The organism is Synechocystis sp. CACIAM 05, assembly GCF_010222815.1.
GTDB lineage: Bacteria > Cyanobacteriota > Cyanobacteriia > Cyanobacteriales > Microcystaceae > Synechocystis.
The window spans coordinates 559,429-582,365 of sequence record NZ_CP019225.1; the positions used below are offsets into that span (position 1 = coordinate 559,429).

Sequence of the window (22,937 nt, forward strand, 5' to 3'; positions counted from 1 at the left end):
CGAAAAAAATATGGGTTCTTCCTCCGACAGACGATTGAACTAGAACCTTGGTATTAATTAAATCGCTTGCCGTGGGGGGTGGTCTCTGTTTTTAAGTTAGATTAACTACTCTGGTTTGGGGACGAGCCATGGGACAGTTAAACAACAGTTGAACGGCCAAATTCCCTCCGCTATGTTGGGGGCTGAGCCTTTCAGCTACAGTGGTTAAATAATTACCCTGGGATTATGTCGGCCCTATTCCTTGGCCCATTGCTATAAATAACTATGATTAGTCTTGATCAAGTCAAACAACAAATCCAAGCCGCTCTACCTGATGCCGAAGTAATGGTCAATGACCTGGGGGGAGGGGATCACCTGGAGGCCGTGGTGGTATCTTCAGCCTTTACCGGCCAGTCCCGGGTCAAACAACATCAAATGGTCTATGGTGCCCTCAAGGATGCTTTGGCTTCGGAAGCAATCCATGCCTTGGCGCTGAAAACCTTTACTCCAGAAGCCTGGGCCGTGGCCCGGCAGACTGCTTAGATTTTTCCCCTCCATCGAAAATTGGCTCTTTGACATCCCCCAAAACGGCTAAAGCCAGGGGATTCCTAGACCTGTTTTCCGATAAATTTGAGTTGGGGGGTAAAATGGCAATATTTAAACAACATTAAAGTTGTTAAACTCGCCCACATCCCAATTTGTCCTTGAAGAGGAGTTGTCTGAATGAATCCGGAAACGAAAGCAAGAATTGATCAGTTGGTCACCGCCAATAAGGTGATGGTCTTTATGAAGGGCACGAAGCTGATGCCCCAGTGTGGTTTTTCCAACAATGTGGTGCAAATTCTCAATATGTTGGGTATTCCGTTTGAGACTTTAGATGTGCTGGCCGATGCGGAAATTCGTCAAGGTATTAAGGAATATTCCAATTGGCCCACCATTCCCCAGGTTTACGTCAATGGTGAATTTGTCGGTGGTTCTGACATCATGATTGAGCTCTATCAAAATGGTGAGCTGCAGGAAATGTTAGAAGTGGCCTTGGCTTCCTAGGGCTTCACATTCTCGGTGCATAACGCTGGCGATCGCCGTGGGGGGAAGCTCTCATCTGTGGAGGGCTTCTTTCACTCCTGCCGTTGGCCAATAAGATGGCGGAGACGGTGGGATATAATCGGACAGGCTTTCGCTAGGGCGTTGTTTGCACCTCAGCGACTTTGCTGCTTGTTTAACTCTAATTATTGTTTAACTACTTAGAAATCAATTCCCATGGCACAAGGTAAAGGTTTCGGATTCGGCCTCGGTAAAATTAAGGAATTACAGGAAGCTTTCCAAAAAGCCCAACAGGTTCAAGAAGGGGCCAAAGTGCTCCAGGAAGAACTGGAAAGAATGGAAATTCCTGGCAAAAGTGCCGATGGATTGGTGACAGTGTTGATGAGTGGCAACCAAGAACCCCTCAGTATTGAAATTGATCCCAGTGCCCTTGAAAAAGGAGCAGAAGGACTATCGGCATCCGTCACCGAAGCGATGAAAGCGGCTTATGCTGAGTCCACGGAAACCATGCGCTCTAAAATGGAAGAGTTAACCAGCGGTTTGAATTTACCCGGTATGTAGGTTCGCCGCCCTTGCCCCCAATCGGAGAGGGATCTGTGACTCGTATTCTTAAGCTCTCGCACCTTACCCCCCAACAATTAAACCAACTCAAACGTCGCTCGGAACAAAACATTGACCAAGCCCTGGCGATCGCCAAGGAAGTTATTGAGCAGGTAAAAATGGAGGGAGATGCGGGGGTTTTGCATTACAGCCGTCAGTTTGACTTCGCTGGAGCCACGGCGGAAAATTTGCGGGTGAGTGAAGCGGAATTTGCCGAAGCGGAAAAGTTAGTAGATCCTAAACTACGGCGGGCGGTGGAACACGCTTTTCGTAATATTGAAAAGGTTCATGCTGGGCAAATGCCTCCCCCCATGCACCTAGCGGAAATTGAGCCGGGGGTATTTGCGGGGGAAAAAATTACGCCTCTGCCCACGGTGGGTTTGTATGTTCCTAGAGGAAAAGGGGCGTTTCCCTCCATGATGTTGATGCTGGCGGTGCCGGCCCGGGTGGCAGGGGTAAAGAAAATTGTGGTTTGTACTCCCCCTGACAAAGAGGGAAAAGTGGAGCCGGTTTCCTTGCTCACTGCCCGCATGGCCGGAGTAGATGAAGTGTATAAATTAGGTGGTGTCCAGGCCCTCGCGGCGATCGCCTACGGGACCGAAACGGTTAGCAAAGTGGATAAGCTAATTGGCCCCTGTAGCATTTACGGCGCGGCGGCGAAAAGATTACTGTCCGGTATTGTTGATGTGGGTTTACCGGCGGGACCTAGTGAGTCCATTGTTTTAGCTGATGAAACCACTGACCCCAAGCTGGCGGCGTTGGATTTATTGATCGAAGCGGAACACGGCTCCGACTCAGCGGCGCTGTTGGTGACCCACTCTGAAAGTTTGGCGGAAAAGGCACTAGGTTATTTAGGGGAATACCTGGAAAAACTCCCCCCCTGGCGCAAAAAGTTTTGTGAAGATGGTCTGGGGTCCTATGGTGGCATTTTGCTCACTGATAGTTTGCAGGCTTCCCTAGATTTCATTAATGATTACGCTCCAGAACATTTACAGGTGTTGACCACTGACCCCCTCAAGTTGGTGGGGAAAATCGACAATGCAGGGGAAATTTTACTGGGCAATTACACTCCGTCTTCGGCCGCTACCTATGCCATTGGAGTCAATGCGGTGCTTCCCACAGGGGGCTTTGCCCGTTCCTACTCGGCAGTGTCGGTGTTTGATTTCCTCAAGCGTTCTACCCTAGCTTATTTAACGGAGGAAGGTTTTGCTGGGGTGAAGGAAACGGTCACTACCCTAGCGGACTATGAGGATTTTCCCGCCCATGCCCTGGCTATACGAGAACGGGAAAATTTGCTTTAACTTAGAATTATTCATGGCTTTTGGACAAGTTAACTAAATCCCAATGTTTTATTTGATGGTAACTATTACCGTCAAGTGCCGTGCTTTGGTTGGTTGTGTTTGGTACTGGATATTGCCCACTGGTAACTAAAAATACAATCAGCCTAAAATTTGGGGGTTTTGGAGCAGCGTTCCATAATCCACGTTGCATTATCGACATAGAACTGTTCAAGGGCTTTCTAAAAATTGAACACTCACTTATTTTTTATCTATCATTAGAGAATTGATTAGACTTGAAATCATTGCTGTTATTCAGGTGATCGCCAAGCTAATTAATGGAATAAATACTGGACAGATAGCTTTTAACTATTTTTTCCCATGTCTATTGATGGGGATTTCGTCTGTTTTTTATTTATATTTACGTATTCATTATCGTCTAAGCCTGTTGAGGAATTTGTTGTAAGTCACTAATTTAGTATTCCGATTAATACCCCGAAATTTAATTGAATTCTAAATAATTCTGAATATTTTTTATTAAATAATTAATCCTTATGAATAATTCTACTGTCTCTAATATTGACATTACTCCCCGAGATAAATACAACCAACAATTACTGGCCCATGTTCATCCTTCAGATTGGATTAATCCTGCTCCTAAAGATCAATATGACCTCGTAGTGATTGGAGCTGGCACCGCTGGTTTAGTAGTAGCTGCCGGGGCAGCGGGTTTAGGTATTGGTCTTAAAGTCGCCCTAATTGAAAAGCATCTGATGGGGGGCGATTGTCTCAACTTTGGTTGCATTCCTTCTAAGGCCCTAATTAGCTCAGCAAGAGTGGTAGGAGTAATGAATAATGCTAATAGTTTAGGCATCAAAAAACCAGACAGCATTGAAATTGATTTTCCCGCTGTGATGGCGAGAATGCGTCAAATTAGGACCGGCATTAGCCACCATGACTCTGCTCAAAGATTTCGGGATTTGGGCATTGATGTCTTTCTTGGAGAAGGACATTTTATTCGTAATAATACAATTGAGGTGGGAGGAACTATTCTTAAGTACAAAAAAGCCATAATTGCTACTGGAGCGAGAGCGGTTAAACCTAACATTCCTGGCATAGAAGAAGTCGGATTCCTGACCAATGAAACAGTATTTTCTTTAACGGAATGCCCCGATCGCCTAGCGGTCATTGGCGGTGGCCCCATTGGCTGTGAGCTAGCCCAAGCTTTTCAACGATTGGGGGCAAGGGTGACTCTGCTTCATCGAGGTGACCATTTATTAAATAAAGAAGATCCAGAAGCCGCAGAAATTGTTCAACAATCTTTACTTAAAGATGGCGTTCAATTAGTTTTAAATGCCCAGCTAGAACGGGCAGAATTAACAGCAAATGGCAAGGTTTTACACTACAGCAATAACAGTAAATCAGGTTCCATTATCGTCGATGAAATTCTGGTTGGTGCAGGGCGAGCCCCTAATGTGGAGGAATTAAACTTAGAGGCTGTGGGGGTAAAATTTGATCGCCGAGGAGTGAAAGTTAACGATTATTTGCAAACTACTAACCCACAAATTTATGCCGCTGGTGACATTTGTATGGACTGGAAATTCACCCATGCCGCCGATGCCGCCGCCCGGATTGTGATTAAAAATATTCTCTTTTGTCCTTTTGGTTTGGGACGCAGCAAATTAAGTAATTTAACTATGCCTTGGGTAACCTACACCGACCCAGAAATTGCCCACGTAGGATTAAATGAAACGATGGCCGAGGCCTTAGACATAGGCTATAAAATTATTAAAATTTCCTTCTCCCAGATTGACCGGGCGATCGCCGCCGGAGAGACAGAGGGCTTTTTGAAAATTATCCACGTGGCCAACAGTGATGAAATTTTAGGTGCTACCATTGTTGCTCCCCACGCCGGGGAAATGATTTCTGAAATTACTACAGCCATTGTTAATAAAATTGGTTTAAGCAAATTATCTGGGGTGATCCATCCCTATCCCACCCAAGCCGAAGCAATCAAGAAAGCCGCCGATGCTTACCGCCGTACTTTGCTCACTGATAATACGAAAAACTTATTAAAAATTCTAACTAAATTTCCCAGCAAATTATTCTAAAAAATGTGCTCAAAAATTCTAAAATTATGCTCAATTTAAGATTGACCACAACAGGTTTCATAGCCTAAGCTTTCTAAGATTAGATCACTAACAGCATTGGCCACCGCAAATTCACTAAAAAAACTTTCCCGAAAATCAAAAGCCTGCATTTCAGTCACAATGGCAATTACCAGGGAACCTAAATCATTTTCCCCTTCTAATCGTTGACGCACAAAAATTTGGGCAGCCCTTTCCGCAATGGTGGCATTAATTCCTTCGGGGATAAATTCTTGGTTAAGCCATTGTTGTAATCCTTGACATAACCAATCTCCCTCTTGCACAGGGTCTTGGATGGGGGGCAATGTGATGGGGGGAATGGGTTCAACAGCCATATTTCCTGGAAATTTTGTTTATAAAATGTTAATAAAATATTGTTTAAGGGTGGCTAATTTAAAGCCATCGTAGCAGATTGGTAGATGGCCAAAAACAGCTCCAAAAGTTACTAAAAGAGAAAATAGCGTTGGGCCATGGGCAACACTGACGCTGGCTCACAGATGAGTAATTCTCCGTCGGCCCGGACTTCGTAGGTTTCTGGATCTACCTCGATATGGGGCAAATAGTCATTCAGTTTCAAGTCCCGTTTAGTTAACTGGCGAATATTTTTCACCGCCACCACCGGCTTGCTCAGTCCCAATTTTTCGCCAATATCTTTTTTCGCTGCCTTCTGGGAAACAAAAGTCACACTCGTAGCGGCGATCGCCCCACCATAATTGGCAAACATCGGTTGCATATGCACCGGCTGGGGAGAGGGAATACTGGCGTTGGCATCCCCCATCTGGGCGTAGGCCACCATGCCCCCCTTAATGACTAATTCCGGTTTAACCCCAAAAAAAGCGGGCCGCCAGAGGCACAGATCCGCTAATTTGCCCACTTCCACTGAGCCAATTTCCTCGGAAATACCATGGGTAATGGCAGGATTGATGGTGTATTTAGCCACATAGCGCTTGGCTCGGAGATTATCATTATTTCCCCCTTCACCAACCAGGGAACCCCGTTGCACCTTCATTTTGTGGGCCGTTTGCCAAGTACGACAAATAACTTCCCCCACTCGACCCATGGCTTGGGAATCGGAAGAAATAATGCTAAAGGCACCCAGGTCGTGCAAAATATCTTCTGCGGCAATGGTTTCCCGTCGGATCCGGGATTCAGCAAAAGCCACATCCTCCACAATATCGGGGTCGAGGTGATGACAATGCATCAACATATCCAGGTGTTCTTCCAGGGTGTTGATGGTGTAGGGACGAGTGGGATTAGTGGAGGAAGGGAGAACGTTCAATTGTCCGCAAATTTTGATAATGTCCGGTGCGTGGCCTCCCCCGGCTCCTTCGGTGTGATAGGTGTGAATAACTCGATTTTTGAGGGCGGCAATGGTGGTTTCCACAAACCCAGCTTCGTTGAGGGTATCGGTGTGAATTGCCACTTGAACATCGTAATTTTCCGCCACACTTAGGCACATATCGATCACCGCTGGAGTAGTGCCCCAGTCCTCGTGGAGTTTTAATCCAATGGCCCCAGCCCTAATTTGTTCCTCCAAGGCCGCTGGTTGACTACCATTGCCTTTGCCCAAAAAACCGATGTTTAGAGGGAAAGCATCGGCGGCTTGTAACATACGGTGAATATTCCAGGATCCAGGGGTACAGGTGGTAGCATTGGTTCCTGTCGTCGGCCCGGTGCCTCCCCCCACCAGGGTGGTAATCCCCGAAGCTATGGCTGTTTCAATCTGTTGGGGACAAATAAAATGCACATGGGCGTCAATTCCCCCCGCTGTTAAAATCATTCCTTCCCCGGCGATCGCCTCAGTGCTGGGGCCAATAATAATCGAAACATTGTCTTGGATATGGGGGTTACCTGCCTTACCAATGGCACAAATGCGACCGTTCTTAATGCCCACATCAGCTTTGACAATGCCCCACCAATCCAAAATTAAGGCATTGGTGATCACCACATCCACCGCCCCTTCTGCCCTGCTTAAAGGGGATTGCCCCATGCCATCCCGAATTACCTTGCCGCCACCAAACTTCACTTCATCGCCATAGGTAGCGTAATCCTGTTCTACTTCGATGAATAATTCCGTATCCGCCAGTCGTACCTTATCTCCCACAGTGGGACCAAAGGTGTGGGCGTAGCTGTGGCGGTCCATTCGGTAACTCATGGTGACTATTTCCTTGGTTAATTGAGGGGGGAAGATTCTAGTAACTGTTGCAGGCTATAGGGACAGGTCTTAGGAAAACCCACTGTGTGGCCGGTTTTCTCCTGCACGTAGCCTAGGGCATCTTGATAAATCTGGGGCAATTCTTCCTCCAGATAGTTTTTCAGAGTAGTGGTCAAATGACGGCGCAATTGGGTACGAAAACCTTGAATATCAGCCCGCCAATGGTTTTGGTTCCGCCCCCGTTCCTGCTGCCAGTATTGCAAGAGTAGGCAATGGCGTATTAACTTTTCCAAAAGATGGGCAACTCGATTGCGATCCCGTTTCCCCAAACTTTCTAACTCCTCAATTAAATGAACCCAGTCCAGATCCACCAGAGCATTCTGACGCAATAGGCTCACCGTCACCTCAAGCCATTGGGCAGGATCTTGCTCATAAAGTTCGGACAGAACTTCGCTAGAGGAAATGGGGAATTGCAGTTGAGATTCCATTGCTGAGAAACTAACGGTCCGGAATATTTGGTTCAGTCTAGCCAAAGCCCTTAACTCTTACCAGTGGCAGGGGAATAATCGGCAATAACGGCAATGTACAACAGGTGCAAAAGCAAACCCCCTAGCCAGATGCCCGAAAGAGGTGTCAACCAAGACCAATCGGCCTGGTTTAAGTTATGAACAAACCATAGGCCAGAGTTAATCGCTAAAAATACCGCCACATGGACAGCAAAATTCATCCGGTCATCCAAACGACGAAAGGCAGGGTCATTACGGTCGGGTTTACGGGGCCAACGAGGAGGCATAGATTACCAGTCAGGGTCACAATTAATCACTAGCCCCAATTTTAACGGCAACGGTCTGAAATCCTCTCGAATCAAGACACAAAATTTCAGGCAATCCTCCTAGTTTTGAGTCAACTAATTGAGCAGTCCAGATTGTTGCACCGTTTGCCAAGCGGGCCAGATTTTTCCTTGCATAAAGAGGGCGATCGCCTGGAGGCCATTAATTTCAGGATTATCGGGAGCTAGGGCCAGAGCAGGTTTGAGGGCTTGTTCCCCCTGGTGTCCCTGCCAATCGTAAAGATGAACAAAGGCTAAATAAGCATGGGCGTAGGGATTTTGCGGATCTAGTTGGACTAAGGATTGCAAAGCGGCGATCGCCTGGGGAGGATTTTCCTGCAATACCCGGGCCAAAACTTGGGCATAGGTCAAACGGAGGGCATCAACGGGATTTTGGCTGAGGCGATAGGTCCAACTAGCATCCCCCTGCCGGAGATAGTCATGGCGAGGATCGTATAAATTAATCCGGTCTACCTGGGCGAAAACCGGCTCTAATCCAGCAATACCCTGCTGCAAATTTTGCGCTAAATGGTACAGTTGGCTGACAAAATCCAATGGTGGGGCAGACAAAGCCGGAGCATCGGCAGCTAAGGTTAGGGTAATGTCTGGTAAAGGTAAGGGTTGGGCCGTCATGGTGCTGGGATCTAACCATTGTCCTGTTAGGCGGTAATTGCCTGGAGGTAGATCCGCTGGAGGCAACATACTTGTCCTTTCAATTACTTCAACTCCTTGATTTCTACTGGAAGGAAGCAATTCTCCCAAACCGATGGCATGGTCATGGAACCAAACTTGCTTAGGATCAGCAACATTTTGCCAAGTGAGCAAAACAATCCCTTGACTAAGGCGATCGCCGTTGCCCTGCCAATGGTAAGTGATGGGTACGGGTTGACCGGGGGGGGCGCTGGTGGGTAAATCAACTTTGGTCAATTGGGGCAATTCGGTATTAATTTGACTGGGTTTAACCTCCACCCTGGGTTGGCGACGGTGCCAGAGGTTCAACTTACTGCCATCGGGCAAAGGCCAGGTTTGCACAGCGGTAAAATTACTATTCTGGGCAATGGCTTCTCCCAACTCCACTTGTACTGGGTCAGCTAAATAGTTATCTCCAGTTTTGGTCAAGAACCAGTCGAAATTTTGCTGATCCTGTTGAATAATTTGCCCGTTACGACTCAATTCCCGACCGTAAGCCCGAAAATCTGCCGCCGCCCCATAATAATTCAGCGTATTGGGATTGATTGCTGGACTGTTGGGAATCACACCCAAATTAATTCTTTGCTCCGGGGTGGTTTCCATGGCAGCGGTAATGACTTCCGTGTTGGGGGCAGGCAAAACAAAATCGGGACGAAATAACACCGATGGGTTGAGGGCTTGGACAATGCCATCACTGCCAGGGATGGGAAATAAATTGCCGAGGGTGACCAAAATGGCGATCGCCAACGTACCCCAGCGCACCCACAACCAACGACCACACCAACGGGTCAGACCGAAGGCCAGAAAAATAGCCACAATGGGCAAATAGGGCAAAATGTAGCGGTCATCTTTATTTTGAATGGCCGAACAGATTAAATAAGTGCCGCCGTAGTAATATCCCAGCCACAGCAACCCCGGTTTCGCTTCCCGCCAACTAGGTATCTGCAACGAAGCAGGAAAACGATTGAGCAGGGACAGAATTACCCCCACCAAGGGCGGTATTAACCAGACCCAGGACAGGGCATTGGGTAAATCTTGCCAGTAGTAAGTCCAGGCAGCCAGGGTATTAATGGGGGGGTCCCCCTCTAAAGTGGCGGGGATGGCATTGGAGTTTTGGGCAGTGCTGAAGAGGTAAATCCAGTTGGTGCGATACCAGGGATACCAAAGGGGAATGCTTGCCAGTAAACCCACTAGCAATTGGGCTAACCGTTGCCATTGTTTGGTCCACAGAGTCCACAATCCCAAGCCCACCAGGGGAAAAAATAGGTAGAAAATGATGCTTTGTTTGGAGAGCAAACCTAGTCCCAACCCAACTCCAGTGGCGATCGCCCAGAGCCATTGGGAACGACGACCTTTAGCCTCTTTCCAATAGGTCAGACAGGTAAAGCTCAACAGGGTAAAAGCCAGCAGTGGGCTGTCCAACAACACAATCAAACGACTATGGATTAAGCGGGGAATCAAAACCATGATAGCCACTGCCCACAGGCCAATTTCCCGGCTGAAGAGTTTTTTTCCCAAGCCGTACACAGAGAGAATTAAAATGCCACTCCACAGCCAATTACTCAGTAAATCCAGATCACTACCTGGGCCGCCCAGCCCCTGGAAAGGAGCATTGACTATGTAGGTCAAAGGGGGATATTTGGGGGACAACATCCAAAAGCTCCGCCACCATTCCCCGCTCAAAAACTCCGGCGATCGTAGGGCTTGCAAATATTCCAGGCCGTAGGATAGGTGATTACTCTGGTCCCAAGCTGGCACTGTTTGATCCATCCCTAGCCACAGGCGATCGAGGCCGTTGCTACCAAGCCACACCATGGCCAACAGCAGGGGCACTCCCCAGGATTTAGACAAAATTTGCTTAACCATAGCAGGGGTTAGACGTAAGATGGATACCAACAGCCCATCTTTTATGATTGGGCACCGAGAGTCTTCCTGGCCTGACCCAAACGGTTAGGGTTAGGGGGGCTTACCATTCAGCATTAATCATTTTGGTAATCCTATGAGTGCAAACCTTGCCCAACTCCACCAGGCCCTGGAAAATCGTACCGCCTTAAAGGTAATTAGCGGTTTAAATAACTTCGATAGCGCCAATGTTTTAGCCGTGGCCCGGGCCGCCCAGGCTGGGGGAGCTACTTTTGTGGACATTGCAGCCGATCGCCAATTGATCCAACAGGTGCGCCACGCCATTGATTTGCCCATCTGTGTGTCGGCGGTGGAAGCAGAATTATTAGCCGAAGCGGTGGCCGCCGGAGCTGACTTGGTGGAAATTGGTAACTTTGACAGTTTTTACGCCCAGGGTCGTCGTTTTGAAGGGCCGGAAGTGTTGGCCCTCACCAAAGCCACCCGTCAATTGTTGCCCCATACTTTGCTCTCCGTTACCGTGCCCCACATCCTTGCTCTGGACGAACAGGTACAGTTAGCCGAAGCTTTAGTGGCCGCTGGAGCCGACATCATCCAAACTGAAGGGGGGACCAGTGCCGAACCCCATCACCCTGGGATTTTAGGCTTGATTGAGAAAGCCGCTCCCACTTTGGCCGCTGCCCACGCTATCAGTCGAGCCGTTAATGTCCCCGTACTATGTGCTTCTGGCCTATCCGATGTCACCGTTCCCATGGCGATCGCTGCTGGAGCCAGTGGAGTAGGGGTTGGTTCCGCCATTAACCAATTGAACGACCAAGTGGCCATGGTGGCCGCTGTCCGTCGCCTGGCCGATGCCTTGGTGGCCCAGCCTGTGCGGGTTGCCTAACTATCGGTTTAAGTTCGACTAAATAGGTTAGACGCCCCCGGTTCCCTCAAACTTGTGAGGAAAATAGATAAAAATCCTCCAATATTTGGGGGATTTGGGGGCAAACCCAAACTTTGCAAGGGGGAGTGTTAAAACCACTATGCCCCTCGACAAATGCAAAATGTATCAAAATTCCTGCTAACTAACTCCAGGAGCGACAACTGATTCAGTTTCAGTTTTGAACAGTGAAGCCATAATATTCTGCGCCATCTGGGCTGGGGTTAAACCAAGGTCAACGGTGGATTGTTCCGGAGTGGCATGGTCCACAAGTATGTCGGGCACCCCTAAACGTTTCAAGGGCACCAACACGTTGTTATCCATCAGGGCCTCCGCCACTGCTGAGCCAAAGCCCCCCATGAGGCAACCTTCTTCCATGGTCACCACTTTGCCGATGCGCTCGGCCAAGGGCAAAATTAATTCCGTATCTAGTGGTTTAACAAAGCGGGCATTAACCACCGTTGCTTCGATGCCGTGTTCGTGGAGTAATTCCGCTGTTTGCAGAGCGGGATAGACCATGGAGCCGTAGCCCAACAGAAGCACATCATCCCCCGACCGGAGAATTTCAGCTTTACCAATTTCCAGCGGTTCCCAACCTTCCTCCATCAGGGGCACCCCGATGCCATTACCCCGGGGATAACGCATGGCGATCGCCCCGTCGGTGTAGTTAACGCCAGTTACTAACATTTGTTGCAACTCTGCCTCGTCCTTGGGAGCCATCAGCACTAGATTGGGAATGCAACGGAGATAGGCAATGTCATACATCCCTTGGTGGGTGGGCCCATCGGCCCCCACAATGCCGGCCCGGTCCAGACAGAAAAATACGGGTAATTTTTGAATGCAAACGTCGTGGATAATCTGGTCGTAACCCCGTTGCAAAAAGGTGGAATAGATGGCCACCACTGGACGAATGCCCTCACAGGCCATGCCCGCCGCTAGGGTTACAGCATGTTGTTCCGCAATGCCCACATCCACATACTGCTTGGGTAATTTGGCTTGCAGTTTATCTAGCCCCGTACCGGTGGCCATCGCAGCAGTGATACCGACAATGTTGGGATTGTCTTTAGCCAGGGTGGTCAACGTGTGGGCAAAAACCTTGGAATAGCTAGGCGGTTTTGGCTTACTAGAAGGATAGGCCTTGCCGGTAGAAAGGTTGAAAGGACTTTGGGCGTGGTAGCCTACTTGATCCTTTTCGGCTAAGTCATAACCCTTGCCCTTGGTGGTGGAAACATGGACAAACACCGGACCAGGCACTTTTTCCGCTTGTTTAAAGGTATCGATTAATTCCTGTAAATTATGACCGTCAATGGGACCAAAATATTTAAATCCTAGTTCTTCAATCACCGCTCCCACTTTGGGGATAACAAGACGTTTCATTCCCTCCTTGACCCTTTCCATCTCCGGGGTGAGGGAATCCCCCACAAAGGGCAAGTGTTTGATCTGTTCCTCCAGATTGTCCGTCAAAAACTGCATCGGACTGCTGAGGCGGACCTTATTCAAATACCGGGAAATGGCTCCCACATTGGGGGAAATGGACATCTCATTGTCATTGAGAATCACCATTAGTCTGGTATGGGGCAAATGCCCTGCATGGTTAATCGCTTCCAGGGCCATGCCCCCGGTTAGAGCGCCATCACCAATGATGGAAACCACTTTAAAATCTTCCCCTTTGGCATCTCGAGCTAAAGCCATGCCCAAACCAGCGGAAATACTTGTGGAAGCGTGCCCAGCACCAAAATGGTCGAAACGACTTTCAGAGCGTTTGAGGTAACCAGCCACCCCATCTTTTTGCCGCAGGGTATGGAAATCGTGGTAACGTCCCGTCAACATTTTGTGGGGATAGGCTTGGTGTCCTACATCCCAAATCACCCGGTCTTTGTCTAAATCAAGAGTGGAATATAGGGCCACCGTCAGTTCCACCACTCCCAACCCGGGCCCCAGATGACCGCCGCTGGTGGCCACAGTTTGGAGATGTTTTTCTCGGATTTGCCGGGAAACTTCCTCCAGCTCACGGATAGATAAACCCTTTAACTCATTGGGGTGGGTCAGTTCGCTTATGTGCATGGTGGATTGGGACTAACGATGGCTAAATTATGGAACTTTTTTCAGACTTCTCACACTTTAACCCATTGGGTGAAGGGAAGTTAGGTTGGAAAACCCCAGTCACAGTCTGGACAAAACATTCGGTGAACCAATGATGAATCCCCATTGACAAGGCTGGGGAAAAGGGTAGCGAAGATGTCATAATTTTTAACAAAGATTACTAAAGATTTACCCCCAGTTCCTGCTGTAGTAGCCATGAGTGAGCGTCCCCCTGAAAAGACCCTGGCGGAGTTGGCATCCCCAAACCATGAATGCCGGGCCTGCGGTTATGTTTACATTCCCAGCCAAGGGGATCAAAAGACTAGTGTTTCCCCCGGCACTCCCTTTGAGGCCCTACCCCTTAATTGGAAATGTCCGGTGTGTGGCGCCCCCCGCAACTACTTCATCAGCACCGGGGAGACCGATGCTCCCTCTGGCTTTGCCGAGAACCTTAACTATGGTTTTGGCTTTAACCGTATGAGCGGTGGCAAGAAGAATTTACTAATTTTCGGTAGTCTTTTCGTCATTTTTCTATTTTTCCTGAGCCTTTACGGCATGGGATAAGGCTTCAATTTTCCCTCTGAGCCCTTGCTGTACTCGTTGATTATTCCTGTTCACAATGCCTTTTAAATTCCCCAGTTTGAAGTTTGAGCAACTAAAGCAACTTGTCCTAGTGGCGGCGATCGCCGTTTTCTGTGTGAGCTGCAGCCATGTGCCGGATTTGGCGTTCAATCCCTGGCAAGAAATTGCTTTGGAAACAGATTCTACCTTTGCGGATATTGCCTTCACGGAAGATCCGAACCATGGTTGGCTGGTGGGTACCAAGGAGACTATTTTTGAAACCACCGATGGCGGTGATACCTGGGAGCAGAAGCTGATTGACCTGGGAGAAGAAAAGGCTAGTTTTTCCGCCGTTAGTTTCTCTGGCAATGAGGGATGGATTACTGGCAAGCCTTCCATTTTGCTCCACACCACTGATGGGGGCCAAACCTGGGCCCGCATTCCCTTGAGTGAAAAATTACCGGGTGCTCCCTACAGTATTATTGCCCTGGGACCCCAGACGGCGGAAATGATTACGGATTTGGGTGCTATTTACAAAACCACCAATGGGGGCAAAAACTGGAAAGCTTTGGTGGAGGGGGCTGTAGGGGTAGCCCGCACCATTCAACGGTCGCCTGATGGTCGTTATGTGGCGGTGTCAGCCCGGGGTAATTTTTATTCCACCTGGGCACCGGGACAAACGGAATGGACTCCCCATAACCGGAACTCTTCCCGACGTTTACAGACCATGGGCTATGGCAAGGACGGCCAACTATGGTTGTTAGCCCGGGGGGGGCAACTACAATTCAGCACCGATCCTGATGCGGAGGAATGGAGCGATGTCATTGCGCCCCAGGATAAGGGCAGTTGGGGTTTGCTCGACCTATCCTTCCGTACCCCCGAAGAAGTGTGGGTGGCAGGGGCCAGCGGTAACCTGTTGATGAGCCAGGACGGAGGGCAAACCTGGGCAAAGGACACTGGGGTGGAGGATATTCCAGCCAATCTTTATCGGGTGGTGTTCCTCAGTCCGGAAAAAGGATTTGTGTTGGGGCAGGATGGGATTTTGCTCAAATATAACCCCAGCGCCGAGGTGGCAATGGTTCCCTAGGCGGCTCACAAAATAGTAGACTAGACTCTACTTGCTTTGCATTTGTCAGTCAATGTTGTTTTGAAAAATTGAAGGAGAACACAAAATGTCAGGGACTACCGGCGAGCGTCCATTTTCCGATATTGTCACCAGCATTCGCTACTGGGTGATCCACAGCATCACCATCCCGATGTTGTTCATTGCTGGTTGGTTGTTTGTCAGCACAGGCTTAGCCTACGATGCTTTCGGCACTCCCCGCCCCGATGAGTATTTCACCCAGACCCGTCAAGAGTTGCCCATTCTCCAGGAACGCTACGACATTAATCAGGAAATTCAAGAGTTTAATCAATAAAACATTTAATTGTTCTTTTTTAGTTGGTAATTAACAATGGCAACCCAAAATCCTAATCAACCGGTTACTTATCCCATTTTTACGGTGCGCTGGCTGGCGGTTCACACCCTGGCGGTGCCCTCTGTCTTCTTTGTCGGGGCGATCGCCGCGATGCAATTTATTCAACGCTAGGAGTTTTTCATGGACAGAAATTCAAACCCAAACCGCCAACCGGTGGAATTGAATCGCACTTCTTTATACCTGGGTCTATTGTTGGTGGCTGTGTTGGGGATTTTGTTCTCCAGCTATTTCTTTAACTAAACTTTTTTAATACGCAATTTAGGAGGCATGGTATGTTCGCAGAAGGCAGAATCCCTTTGTGGGTGGTGGGTGTAGTGGCCGGTATTGGCGCCATTGGTGTCCTAGGGTTATTTTTCTACGGAGCCTATGCTGGTTTAGGTTCTTCCATGTAATCGAGGGCTAGCCGCCACACAATATCATGGTTTTGAGGTGGGCTTGGCCCACTTTTTTTATGGCAATTTTTCCTCCCGGAATAGATAACAATGGCAATGCAACCCCAAACTTTGGTGATTAAAATTGGTACATCTAGTCTAGCTCGCCCGGAAACGGGTCAGTTGGCCCTGTCCACCATTGCTGCTTTGGTAGAAACTGTGTGCAAGTTAGTCGGCCAAGGCCATCGGGTGGTGTTAGTCTCCTCTGGGGCCGTGGGGGTGGGATGTAGTCGTTTGGGATTGACAGAAAGACCGAAAAAAATGGCTTTTAAACAGGCGATCGCCGCGGTGGGCCAGGGCAGATTAATGCGGACCTATGACGACCTTTTTAGTAGTCTCCGGCAACCCATTGCCCAAATTTTGCTCACCAGACGGGAACTGATTGAACGTACTGCCTACGTCAACGCCTACAACACTTTCCAAGCTCTGTTCGAGTTGGGGGTAATTGCCATTGTCAATGAAAACGATACAGTGGCGATCGATGAACTAAAATTTGGCGACAATGATACTTTGTCCGCTTTAGTGGCCAGCTTGGTGGAAGCGGATTGGCTATTTTTGCTCACTGACGTTGACCGCCTTTATTCCAGTGATCCCCGTTTAGATCCCGATGCCTATCCCATTCCCCTAGTCAAAGCCGCTGAATTAGCCCAATTACAAGTCCGCACCGATAGCACTGGTTCCGCCTGGGGCACCGGCGGCATGGCCACCAAAATCACCGCTGCCCGCATTGCTACGGGATCGGGAGTCCGCACCGTCATCACCCATGGCCAAAAACCCGAGCAAATTTTAGCCATCCTCCAGGGAGCTAATTTGGGCACTCAGTTTGAAGCCCAACCCCGCTCCGATAATGCTCGTAAACGTTGGATCGCCTATGGTTTAGTGCCCACCGGGAAAATTATTATTGACGCTGGGGCGGCCCAGGCCCTCAAAGCTAGGGGCAAATCCCTATTGGCGATCGGGGTGGTTGCCCTAGAAGGGGAATTCAGTGCCACCGATGCCGTCATAATCTGTGATCCCCAGGGTCAAGAATTAGGGCGGGGATTAGTTAATTACAACTGTAACGAGCTAGAAAAAATTAAGGGACTCCATTCCGAGGCGATCGCCGCAGTGTTAGGCTACGTGGGGCCAGATACAGTGATCCATCGAGACAATTTAGTATTACAAGAAAATTAGAAGAGTGTGAAGACAGACAAATGATTTTACGAATTATTTTTGTCCCAACCCGGTATGTTGGCAGAATTAATCCCAGATATTGAAGAAAGTTGGGAGTTCGCCTATCGCTCTTCTATCATTGTAGGAAGGATAAAACAGAGAAGAAAGGGTGAAAGGCAGAGGTGATATATGGTTGCCCCCGTCAAGCAAAAGAAACAGTACAGTTTATCGACAAATATTGTGAAAGCTACAGAGACTTACTTTCTAGAAGTAAGAAGCTTTAAGTACTTTAAATATTTGCATCTAGGATTAATAGCGAATATCAAGAGAAAAACATTTCCAGAAATAGCCAGGGTAGTATAGCAAAAATCGCATAGACAAAGTTATTCAAGATTACTGCATAGCCTAGTGCCTCATAGTTATACTAATTAGTTATATTTCTCGCAGGTCCAACTCTCTAGGACGCCCAAATCCTTTCGGTGCTGGTAACTTGGGCTCGATTATCTTCCAATCCTCATCACTCATGTCACTGGCGTATAGCTTGCGCTGAGGATTAACTACGTTCGGCAAATTGCTCATCGACAATACTCAATTTTTATCTTTCCACCATAAAAAACAGATTTTTCCTATCCTCTTTTCTTTATATTTTCTTTAGAAATCACTTCTAAGGAATCATTTATTGTTAAACGGAACCAAAGATTATGCTGATGTAATGAATGAATAAATGAAAGCGATTGTCTCTATGCGAAATAACAGGGTTATAATTGGTCAATCTAGGGAATTCGCTTTTAATCGTGCCCTTCGTCAACCAATAAGAACATGAGCAAGTAGTGGAATTTGTTTACACCCCTATGATCAAGTGGTACATGATAATTTTTCAACTAGCTTAGTTTATGCGAACGGATTGCAAGAATGTGGAGAAATGTCGTCTTATATGCGACAGGGAGGAGAAGCACCATCTTGTTATGTTGTCGATCCTAATCCATCCGAGGCATTTGACTTAGTTTTAGAATGTAGGGCTTCTATATCGTATTGCTACGTTGTCAGTTAATTTAGACTAGACAAACACGCTCTAAATAGTCTGGAAGTTATTTTTCGATTTTTGCAAAAATGACACTTTCTCCTAAAATTTCGTTGCTATCATATAGTTTAGAGAACTGGCAGAGAATAACCAGAAACTAATTTGAGCCGTACTTATCAAACCCTAGGCATTGTTGTGAAAGGTATGGCCTTTGGGGAATCCGATCGCCTAGTGACCATTTTCTCGCCGGAGTATGGTCTGATCCGAGCCATTGCGCCGGGGGCTAGAAAACCAAAATCTAGTCTCAGGGGTCGCACCGAACTATTTGTAGTTAACCAATTTCTGCTATTTGCGGGAAAAAGTTTGGACCGTATCAACCAAGCGGAAACCCAATATTCTTACCCTGGCCTGGGGCAAAATGTTTGTAATTTGGCGGCGGGGCAGTACTTAATCGAGCTAATCCTGGCCCTCGGGACAGAGGCCAGTGCCCAAACATCCCTGTATGAACTGTTTACCGAACATCTACGACGGTTAGAAACGGAAGCCACAGTAGAAAATATCTATGGCCATCTAGCCCAAGCATTATTCCATTGCCTCGGGGCAGAGGGCTTTGCCCCCCAATTTCATCACTGTGCCATCACGGCCGAAACTATTAGTCCCAATTTTTACGATCGCCAATGGCGGGTGGGCTTTAGCCCAGAATTGGGGGGCATTGTCGATCTTCGCAGTTCTAGCGACATGGGCCCCATTCCCCAAATGCGTCGCTTAACAGCCATGGAACTCAGTTTATTGCAACAACTCAACCAACCTGCCCTACCGGAACCCCAACAATATCTACCGGCGATCGCCCGGAAAAATTTTCGCCTCTGGGATTGGGTAAAAGCGGAAAATCTGATGCGCTACTATGCCCAACGTCAATTGGGAAAAAGCTTCCGGGCCGCTGTTTTACTAGATAGCATGTGGGAGGTGGATTTTTAGCGTACCTTTCCTCCCCTTGAAGCCCAATTAGTCAATATCAATGCTTTGGGGGCGATTATCCTGGGCTGTTTGATTGATATCTGCCCCGGAAAAATCCGTTACCCCTTGCTTTTGTAGCCATTTTTTCAGCGGATCATCGGTCAATTTTAGCCGCAGCACACCAGACACAAACCCCCCAGCAAAGGCGATCGGCTGTTGACAAAGTTCACGGGTCACTGGCTTAAGTTCTTCAAGAAACATGGGCGTTAGCTAGTAAGGTTCAATGGGCGAAAATTTCTAGACAGTCAGTACCCGCCATTATACCCAATTAGCCTATGGCTGAGTTTGGACAAATACAGCCAAAATCCTTGACCGATGGGGCTTTTCTCCGGTAATCCCTTGGCTTTTCCTGTTGAATATCAATTCCAAAGTGCTCCTGAAACCAGGAAAAACATCAACTAAGCCCAGTCGCCATCTTTCTTTGTGACGTTGGGTTGTTGAAGGTACTTTTGCTTGGCTTGGTCGCTATCGTCATTTGAGTAAGGATCACGAATATTTACCTACGACCAGTGAGACGATGATCTATGTTTCCATGTTCAATTCCATGCTCCGAAGGCTTGCCTAAAACTTTTCAAATGCCTTCTCAATGGTTATGGCCGCTTCCCAAACCTGGGGTCATCCGAACGCATCAGGCAAAGGCTGGCATAATCAAGGCAAAAACTAATCCGGCCAGCACTAACCAGCGGAGCCATTGCAAACTTTTGGATGATAGTTTCCAACGAAAATCCCAGAGCCATTGTTGGGGATTATCTTTAGCTCTGCGGCCCCAACTCACCATCGATCGCCAGAGGGCAATGCCACCAACTTTGGCACTGAATAGTAAATGAAATGCCAAACAAAGGACGACAATTAACCAGCCCAGGAGATGGAAAAAATAGGGCAGATGGTTGAGTTCTTTTTGGGGTAACCAACTTTCCTGCATCATGCGCCCGCTCACCACCGCCATGGTCAAAGCCACCAGCATGAGGGTATTAACCAATTTCTGCCAAGCCACCCAAAAGGCCGGAGTGCCTGGTTTCTGTAACTGCTCCCAATTTTGGTCAGACCATAAACGGCGATCGCCAAGGTGAAAGCAGTAGAGAGCAAAGGGAAACATCAGCAGAAATAGGGCTAAAGCCCCAGTGCCATGGAGATCCTGGGTGTAGTAGGGTTTCGGCAACGGTAAAGATCCCCAGCGGCCGTCGTAGGTGTTGTAAACCCAAAAGCCACTGGCGATCGCCAACAGAGTTAACAAAGCCATAGCCCCATGGAGGAGCCGCAATAGCAAGGATTGATAGGGACTAGTGGGACTGGTGGAGGACATAATAAAAGTCGAAGATGAGGAAATTATCGCTAACTCAGTTATCTAAGCTATGTTGCTAGCCTCTTCCGCTGGCACAGTATTTTCTTCAGCATTTTGACTTAGTTTTAATACCAACACCGATAGGGGCGGTAAGCACAAATCGAGGGAATAAGGTTGTTCATGGAAAGACCATTCTTCTGTCCATTTTCCACCTAAATTGCCCATGTTACTGCCGCCGTACTGTCGGGCATCACTGTTGAATAATTCAGTGTAGAAACCAGGTACCGGAACACCCACTCTGTAATGGCTATGGGGTTGGGGCGTAAAATTACAAATGGTAACCACAAATTCTGCGCTATTTTTGGCCCGACGAATGAAGGAAACTACACTGTGGCGATTATCACTGCAATCAATCCATTGAAAACCCGATTCATCAAAATCATTGCTGTATAAAGCCGGCTCATTTTTATACAAATGGTTCAACTCAGTGAAGAATTGTTTTAGTTGTTGATGGGGTGGAAAATTGAGCAAATGCCATTCCAAATCACCCCACACATTCCACTCACTCCACTGGCCAAATTCCATGCTCATAAACATGGTTTTCTTGCCGGGATGGGTGAACATGTAGGTAAATAAAGCCCTGACGTTGGCATACTTTTGCCATTCATCCCCAGGCATTTTGCCCAACATATTGCTTTTGCCGTGCACCACTTCGTCGTGGGACAGGGCCAACATATAATTTTCGCTGTGGTTGTACCACATACTGAACGTAATGCTGTTTTGATGGAACTGGCGGAACCAAGGGTCCATGCTGAAATAGTCCAACATGTCGTGCATCCAACCCATATTCCATTTCAGATTAAAGCCCAAGCCGCCAACGTAGGTGGGCCAGGACACCATGGGCCAGGAGGTGGATTCCTCCGCAATGGATAAAATACCGGGGAAGTAGCTGTAAACAACGCTGTTTACCTGGCGCAAAAAGTCTGCCGCTTCCAAGTTTTCCCGGCCGCCGTACTCATTGGCCACCCATTCCCCTTCTTCTCGGCAATAGTCTAGGTAGAGCATGGAGGCCACCGCATCCACCCGCATGCCGTCAATGTGATATTTGTCGAACCAGAATAGGGCATTGGCCACCAGAAAGTTCCGCACTTCGTTCCGGCCGTAGTTGAAAATGAGGGTGCCCCATTCCTTATGTTCACCTTTGCGGGGATCACCATGTTCGTACAAATGGGTTCCGTCAAAAAAGGCTAGGCCGTGGCCGTCCTTAGGAAAATGCCCCGGCACCCAGTCAATGATCACACCAATGCCGTTGAGGTGACATTGATCGACAAAATACATAAAGTCTTCGGGACTGCCAAAGCGGGAAGTGGGGGCGTAATAACCCGTCACCTGATAACCCCAGGAGCCATCAAAGGGATGTTCGGCGATCGGTAGTAACTCAATATGGGTGTAACCCAATTCCTTCACGTAGGGAATTAGTTTATCCACCAACTCGTAATAGGTTAAAAATCTGGCCCCGGTATTCCATTCGGACACTTCTACCGGCACCCCTTCCCCGTGCAAAGTTTTCACCGGTTCGTCGTAGGCGGTGTGCAACCAGGAGCCTAAATGGAGTTCGTAAACGGAAACGGGTTTACTGAGGGGATCGCTGGTGCGCCTAGCTTCCAACCAATCTTCGTCGTGCCATTGGTAACCGTCCAAGTCTGCCACAATGGAAGCGGTTTTGGGGCGTACTTCTTGGTAAAAACCGTAGGGGTCAGTCTTTTCGTAGATGTGCCCTTCCCAGTTTTTAATCTCATACTTATAGGAGGTGCCCACCCCCAACTCAGGGATAAATAATTCCCACACCATGTTGTTACGTTTCCGCATTTGGTGCAATCTGCCGTCCCAGTTGTTGAAATCCCCCAAAATGGAAACGTTGCGGGCATTGGGGGCCCACACAGCAAAATAAACCCCTTTAACTCCATCCACCGTCATCAGGTGAGCACCGAGTTTTTCGTAAATACGGTGGTGGTTGCCTTCCCCAAACACATGGAGGTCAAAATCCGTCAGTTTGGGAGTTTTAAAACCATAGGGGTCATAAATTACTCTTTCGTGGCCATTTTCGGTAATTCTTAATTGATAATTCTTCGGTTCTTCCAACTCCAACACACATTCAAAAAAGTTGGGATGGTGGGCCGTGGTCATAATCACTTCCCGGCGATCGGTGGGAAGCAACACCGTTACCGCTTCAGCCGTGGGTAAATAGGCACGAATGACCCATTGATTGACCTTGCCGTGGTCCCCGAGGGGATGGCAGCCCAACACTTCAAAGGGATCGTGGTGAAGATTATGGACAATCTGATGGACTTGGTCAGCGTTGATGGTGTAGGTCATTCGGCTATGGTGATTTTTTAACGTTGGCAATACT

General features: G+C 48.1%; 23 protein-coding genes and 2 pseudogenes. 16 read left to right on the top strand and 9 right to left on the bottom strand.

The annotated features are described in order from the left end of the window. Positions 1–264: 264 nt before the first annotated feature. From BWK47_RS02630 to BWK47_RS02650, 5 genes are all read left to right on the top strand, one after another. Positions 265–522 (top strand): BolA family protein, encoded by a 258-nt coding sequence (locus BWK47_RS02630; RefSeq protein WP_010871705.1) that lies wholly within the window; start codon positions 265–267, stop codon positions 520–522. Positions 523–702: 180 nt separating this feature from the next. After that, positions 703–1,026 (top strand): Grx4 family monothiol glutaredoxin, encoded by a 324-nt coding sequence (gene grxD, locus BWK47_RS02635; RefSeq protein ID WP_010871706.1) that lies wholly within the window; start codon positions 703–705, stop codon positions 1,024–1,026. Positions 1,027–1,239: 213 nt separating this feature from the next. After that, positions 1,240–1,584, top strand: a complete 345-nt coding sequence (locus BWK47_RS02640) for a YbaB/EbfC family nucleoid-associated protein (RefSeq protein WP_010871707.1) — start codon at positions 1,240–1,242, stop codon at positions 1,582–1,584. 35 nt (positions 1,585–1,619) lie between these two features. Next, the gene (hisD, locus tag BWK47_RS02645) at positions 1,620–2,924 is read left to right on the top strand and encodes a histidinol dehydrogenase (protein WP_162327463.1); all 1,305 of its coding nucleotides are present in this window, start codon (positions 1,620–1,622) and stop codon (positions 2,922–2,924) included. 530 nt (positions 2,925–3,454) lie between these two features. Then, positions 3,455–5,011 (top strand): mercuric reductase, encoded by a 1,557-nt coding sequence (locus BWK47_RS02650; RefSeq protein WP_162327464.1) that lies wholly within the window; start codon positions 3,455–3,457, stop codon positions 5,009–5,011. A gap of 35 nt (positions 5,012–5,046) precedes the next feature. Here BWK47_RS02650 and BWK47_RS02655 read toward each other — a convergent pair whose 3' ends face one another. From BWK47_RS02655 to BWK47_RS02675, 5 genes are all read right to left on the bottom strand, one after another. Next, positions 5,047–5,382 (bottom strand): hypothetical protein, encoded by a 336-nt coding sequence (locus BWK47_RS02655; RefSeq protein ID WP_162327465.1) that lies wholly within the window; start codon positions 5,380–5,382, stop codon positions 5,047–5,049. Positions 5,383–5,492: 110 nt separating this feature from the next. Further along, on the bottom strand, positions 5,493–7,202 hold the full coding sequence (gene ureC, locus BWK47_RS02660) for an urease subunit alpha (RefSeq protein WP_162327466.1): 1,710 nt from the start codon (positions 7,200–7,202) through the stop codon (positions 5,493–5,495). A gap of 17 nt (positions 7,203–7,219) precedes the next feature. Beyond that, positions 7,220–7,690 (bottom strand): DUF29 domain-containing protein, encoded by a 471-nt coding sequence (locus BWK47_RS02665; RefSeq protein ID WP_162327467.1) that lies wholly within the window; start codon positions 7,688–7,690, stop codon positions 7,220–7,222. 50 nt (positions 7,691–7,740) lie between these two features. Beyond that, entirely contained in the window at positions 7,741–7,995 is a 255-nt protein-coding gene (locus BWK47_RS02670) for a 2TM domain-containing protein (RefSeq protein WP_162327468.1), read from the bottom strand. A gap of 114 nt (positions 7,996–8,109) precedes the next feature. After that, entirely contained in the window at positions 8,110–10,587 is a 2,478-nt protein-coding gene (locus BWK47_RS02675) for a phospholipid carrier-dependent glycosyltransferase (RefSeq protein WP_162327469.1), read from the bottom strand. 133 nt (positions 10,588–10,720) lie between these two features. On the opposite strand from BWK47_RS02675, the gene BWK47_RS02680 reads away from it, so the two are divergent. Continuing rightward, positions 10,721–11,467, top strand: a complete 747-nt coding sequence (locus tag BWK47_RS02680; RefSeq protein WP_162327470.1) for a DUF561 domain-containing protein — start codon at positions 10,721–10,723, stop codon at positions 11,465–11,467. Between the two features lie 177 nt (positions 11,468–11,644). Here BWK47_RS02680 and dxs read toward each other — a convergent pair whose 3' ends face one another. Then, positions 11,645–13,567 (bottom strand): 1-deoxy-D-xylulose-5-phosphate synthase, encoded by a 1,923-nt coding sequence (gene dxs, locus BWK47_RS02685; protein ID WP_162327471.1) that lies wholly within the window; start codon positions 13,565–13,567, stop codon positions 11,645–11,647. A gap of 234 nt (positions 13,568–13,801) precedes the next feature. Here dxs and BWK47_RS02690 point away from each other — a divergent pair, with 234 nt between their 5' ends. The 9 genes and pseudogenes from BWK47_RS02690 to recO all read left to right on the top strand — a co-directional run bounded on the left by BWK47_RS02690 (position 13,802) and on the right by recO (position 19,206). Continuing rightward, positions 13,802–14,149 carry a rubredoxin gene (locus BWK47_RS02690; RefSeq protein WP_010871719.1) on the top strand — a complete coding sequence of 116 codons (348 nt, stop codon included), beginning with the start codon at positions 13,802–13,804 and terminating at the stop codon, positions 14,147–14,149. Positions 14,150–14,204: 55 nt separating this feature from the next. Then, positions 14,205–15,233, top strand: coding sequence for a photosynthesis system II assembly factor Ycf48 (locus tag BWK47_RS02695; protein WP_162327472.1), 1,029 nt, complete (start codon positions 14,205–14,207; stop codon positions 15,231–15,233). A gap of 85 nt (positions 15,234–15,318) precedes the next feature. Beyond that, on the top strand, positions 15,319–15,564 hold the full coding sequence (gene psbE / locus BWK47_RS02700; RefSeq protein ID WP_010871721.1) for a cytochrome b559 subunit alpha: 246 nt from the start codon (positions 15,319–15,321) through the stop codon (positions 15,562–15,564). Positions 15,565–15,600: 36 nt separating this feature from the next. Further along, positions 15,601–15,735, top strand: coding sequence for a cytochrome b559 subunit beta (psbF, locus tag BWK47_RS02705; protein WP_010871722.1), 135 nt, complete (start codon positions 15,601–15,603; stop codon positions 15,733–15,735). A gap of 9 nt (positions 15,736–15,744) precedes the next feature. Further along, the gene (locus BWK47_RS02710; RefSeq protein WP_010871723.1) at positions 15,745–15,864 is read left to right on the top strand and encodes a photosystem II reaction center protein L; all 120 of its coding nucleotides are present in this window, start codon (positions 15,745–15,747) and stop codon (positions 15,862–15,864) included. A 32-nt stretch (positions 15,865–15,896) separates the two neighbouring features. After that, positions 15,897–16,016 carry a photosystem II reaction center protein J gene (locus BWK47_RS02715; RefSeq protein ID WP_010871724.1) on the top strand — a complete coding sequence of 40 codons (120 nt, stop codon included), beginning with the start codon at positions 15,897–15,899 and terminating at the stop codon, positions 16,014–16,016. Between the two features lie 84 nt (positions 16,017–16,100). Further along, on the top strand, positions 16,101–17,228 hold the full coding sequence (gene proB / locus BWK47_RS02720) for a glutamate 5-kinase (RefSeq protein WP_162329588.1): 1,128 nt from the start codon (positions 16,101–16,103) through the stop codon (positions 17,226–17,228). Positions 17,229–17,389: 161 nt separating this feature from the next. After that, positions 17,390–17,567: pseudogene (locus tag BWK47_RS16985) on the top strand (IS701 family transposase); the annotation flags it as partial. Between the two features lie 823 nt (positions 17,568–18,390). Then, positions 18,391–19,206 carry a DNA repair protein RecO gene (recO, locus tag BWK47_RS02730; protein ID WP_162327473.1) on the top strand — a complete coding sequence of 272 codons (816 nt, stop codon included), beginning with the start codon at positions 18,391–18,393 and terminating at the stop codon, positions 19,204–19,206. Between the two features lie 27 nt (positions 19,207–19,233). Here recO and BWK47_RS02735 read toward each other — a convergent pair whose 3' ends face one another. Further along, on the bottom strand, positions 19,234–19,446 hold the full coding sequence (locus BWK47_RS02735; RefSeq protein ID WP_010873299.1) for a hypothetical protein: 213 nt from the start codon (positions 19,444–19,446) through the stop codon (positions 19,234–19,236). Positions 19,447–19,672: 226 nt separating this feature from the next. Between BWK47_RS02735 and BWK47_RS02740 the strand changes: the two are divergent. After that, positions 19,673–19,810, top strand: a pseudogene (locus BWK47_RS02740) (transposase); the annotation flags it as partial. 63 nt (positions 19,811–19,873) lie between these two features. On the opposite strand, the gene BWK47_RS02745 reads toward BWK47_RS02740, so the two are convergent. Both BWK47_RS02745 and glgB read right to left on the bottom strand, forming a co-directional pair. Then, on the bottom strand, positions 19,874–20,548 hold the full coding sequence (locus BWK47_RS02745) for a cytochrome b/b6 domain-containing protein (RefSeq protein WP_162327474.1): 675 nt from the start codon (positions 20,546–20,548) through the stop codon (positions 19,874–19,876). 42 nt (positions 20,549–20,590) lie between these two features. Next, the gene (glgB, locus tag BWK47_RS02750) at positions 20,591–22,903 is read right to left on the bottom strand and encodes a 1,4-alpha-glucan branching enzyme (protein WP_162327475.1); all 2,313 of its coding nucleotides are present in this window, start codon (positions 22,901–22,903) and stop codon (positions 20,591–20,593) included. Positions 22,904–22,937 lie beyond the last annotated feature (34 nt).

Coding starts and splice junctions, on each gene's coding strand:
- BWK47_RS02630 (WP_010871705.1), top strand. CDS start 265: ATGATTAGTCTTGATCAAGTCAAACAACAAATCCAAGCCGCTCTACCT.
- grxD (WP_010871706.1), top strand. CDS start 703: ATGAATCCGGAAACGAAAGCAAGAATTGATCAGTTGGTCACCGCCAAT.
- BWK47_RS02640 (WP_010871707.1), top strand. CDS start 1,240: ATGGCACAAGGTAAAGGTTTCGGATTCGGCCTCGGTAAAATTAAGGAA.
- BWK47_RS02650 (WP_162327464.1), top strand. CDS start 3,455: ATGAATAATTCTACTGTCTCTAATATTGACATTACTCCCCGAGATAAA.
- BWK47_RS02655 (WP_162327465.1), bottom strand. CDS start 5,382: ATGGCTGTTGAACCCATTCCCCCCATCACATTGCCCCCCATCCAAGAC.
- ureC (WP_162327466.1), bottom strand. CDS start 7,202: ATGAGTTACCGAATGGACCGCCACAGCTACGCCCACACCTTTGGTCCC.
- BWK47_RS02665 (WP_162327467.1), bottom strand. CDS start 7,690: ATGGAATCTCAACTGCAATTCCCCATTTCCTCTAGCGAAGTTCTGTCC.
- BWK47_RS02670 (WP_162327468.1), bottom strand. CDS start 7,995: ATGCCTCCTCGTTGGCCCCGTAAACCCGACCGTAATGACCCTGCCTTT.
- BWK47_RS02675 (WP_162327469.1), bottom strand. CDS start 10,587: ATGGTTAAGCAAATTTTGTCTAAATCCTGGGGAGTGCCCCTGCTGTTG.
- BWK47_RS02680 (WP_162327470.1), top strand. CDS start 10,721: ATGAGTGCAAACCTTGCCCAACTCCACCAGGCCCTGGAAAATCGTACC.
- dxs (WP_162327471.1), bottom strand. CDS start 13,567: ATGCACATAAGCGAACTGACCCACCCCAATGAGTTAAAGGGTTTATCT.
- BWK47_RS02690 (WP_010871719.1), top strand. CDS start 13,802: ATGAGTGAGCGTCCCCCTGAAAAGACCCTGGCGGAGTTGGCATCCCCA.
- BWK47_RS02695 (WP_162327472.1), top strand. CDS start 14,205: ATGCCTTTTAAATTCCCCAGTTTGAAGTTTGAGCAACTAAAGCAACTT.
- psbE (WP_010871721.1), top strand. CDS start 15,319: ATGTCAGGGACTACCGGCGAGCGTCCATTTTCCGATATTGTCACCAGC.
- psbF (WP_010871722.1), top strand. CDS start 15,601: ATGGCAACCCAAAATCCTAATCAACCGGTTACTTATCCCATTTTTACG.
- BWK47_RS02710 (WP_010871723.1), top strand. CDS start 15,745: ATGGACAGAAATTCAAACCCAAACCGCCAACCGGTGGAATTGAATCGC.
- BWK47_RS02715 (WP_010871724.1), top strand. CDS start 15,897: ATGTTCGCAGAAGGCAGAATCCCTTTGTGGGTGGTGGGTGTAGTGGCC.
- BWK47_RS02735 (WP_010873299.1), bottom strand. CDS start 19,446: ATGTTTCTTGAAGAACTTAAGCCAGTGACCCGTGAACTTTGTCAACAG.
- BWK47_RS02745 (WP_162327474.1), bottom strand. CDS start 20,548: ATGTCCTCCACCAGTCCCACTAGTCCCTATCAATCCTTGCTATTGCGG.
- glgB (WP_162327475.1), bottom strand. CDS start 22,903: ATGACCTACACCATCAACGCTGACCAAGTCCATCAGATTGTCCATAAT.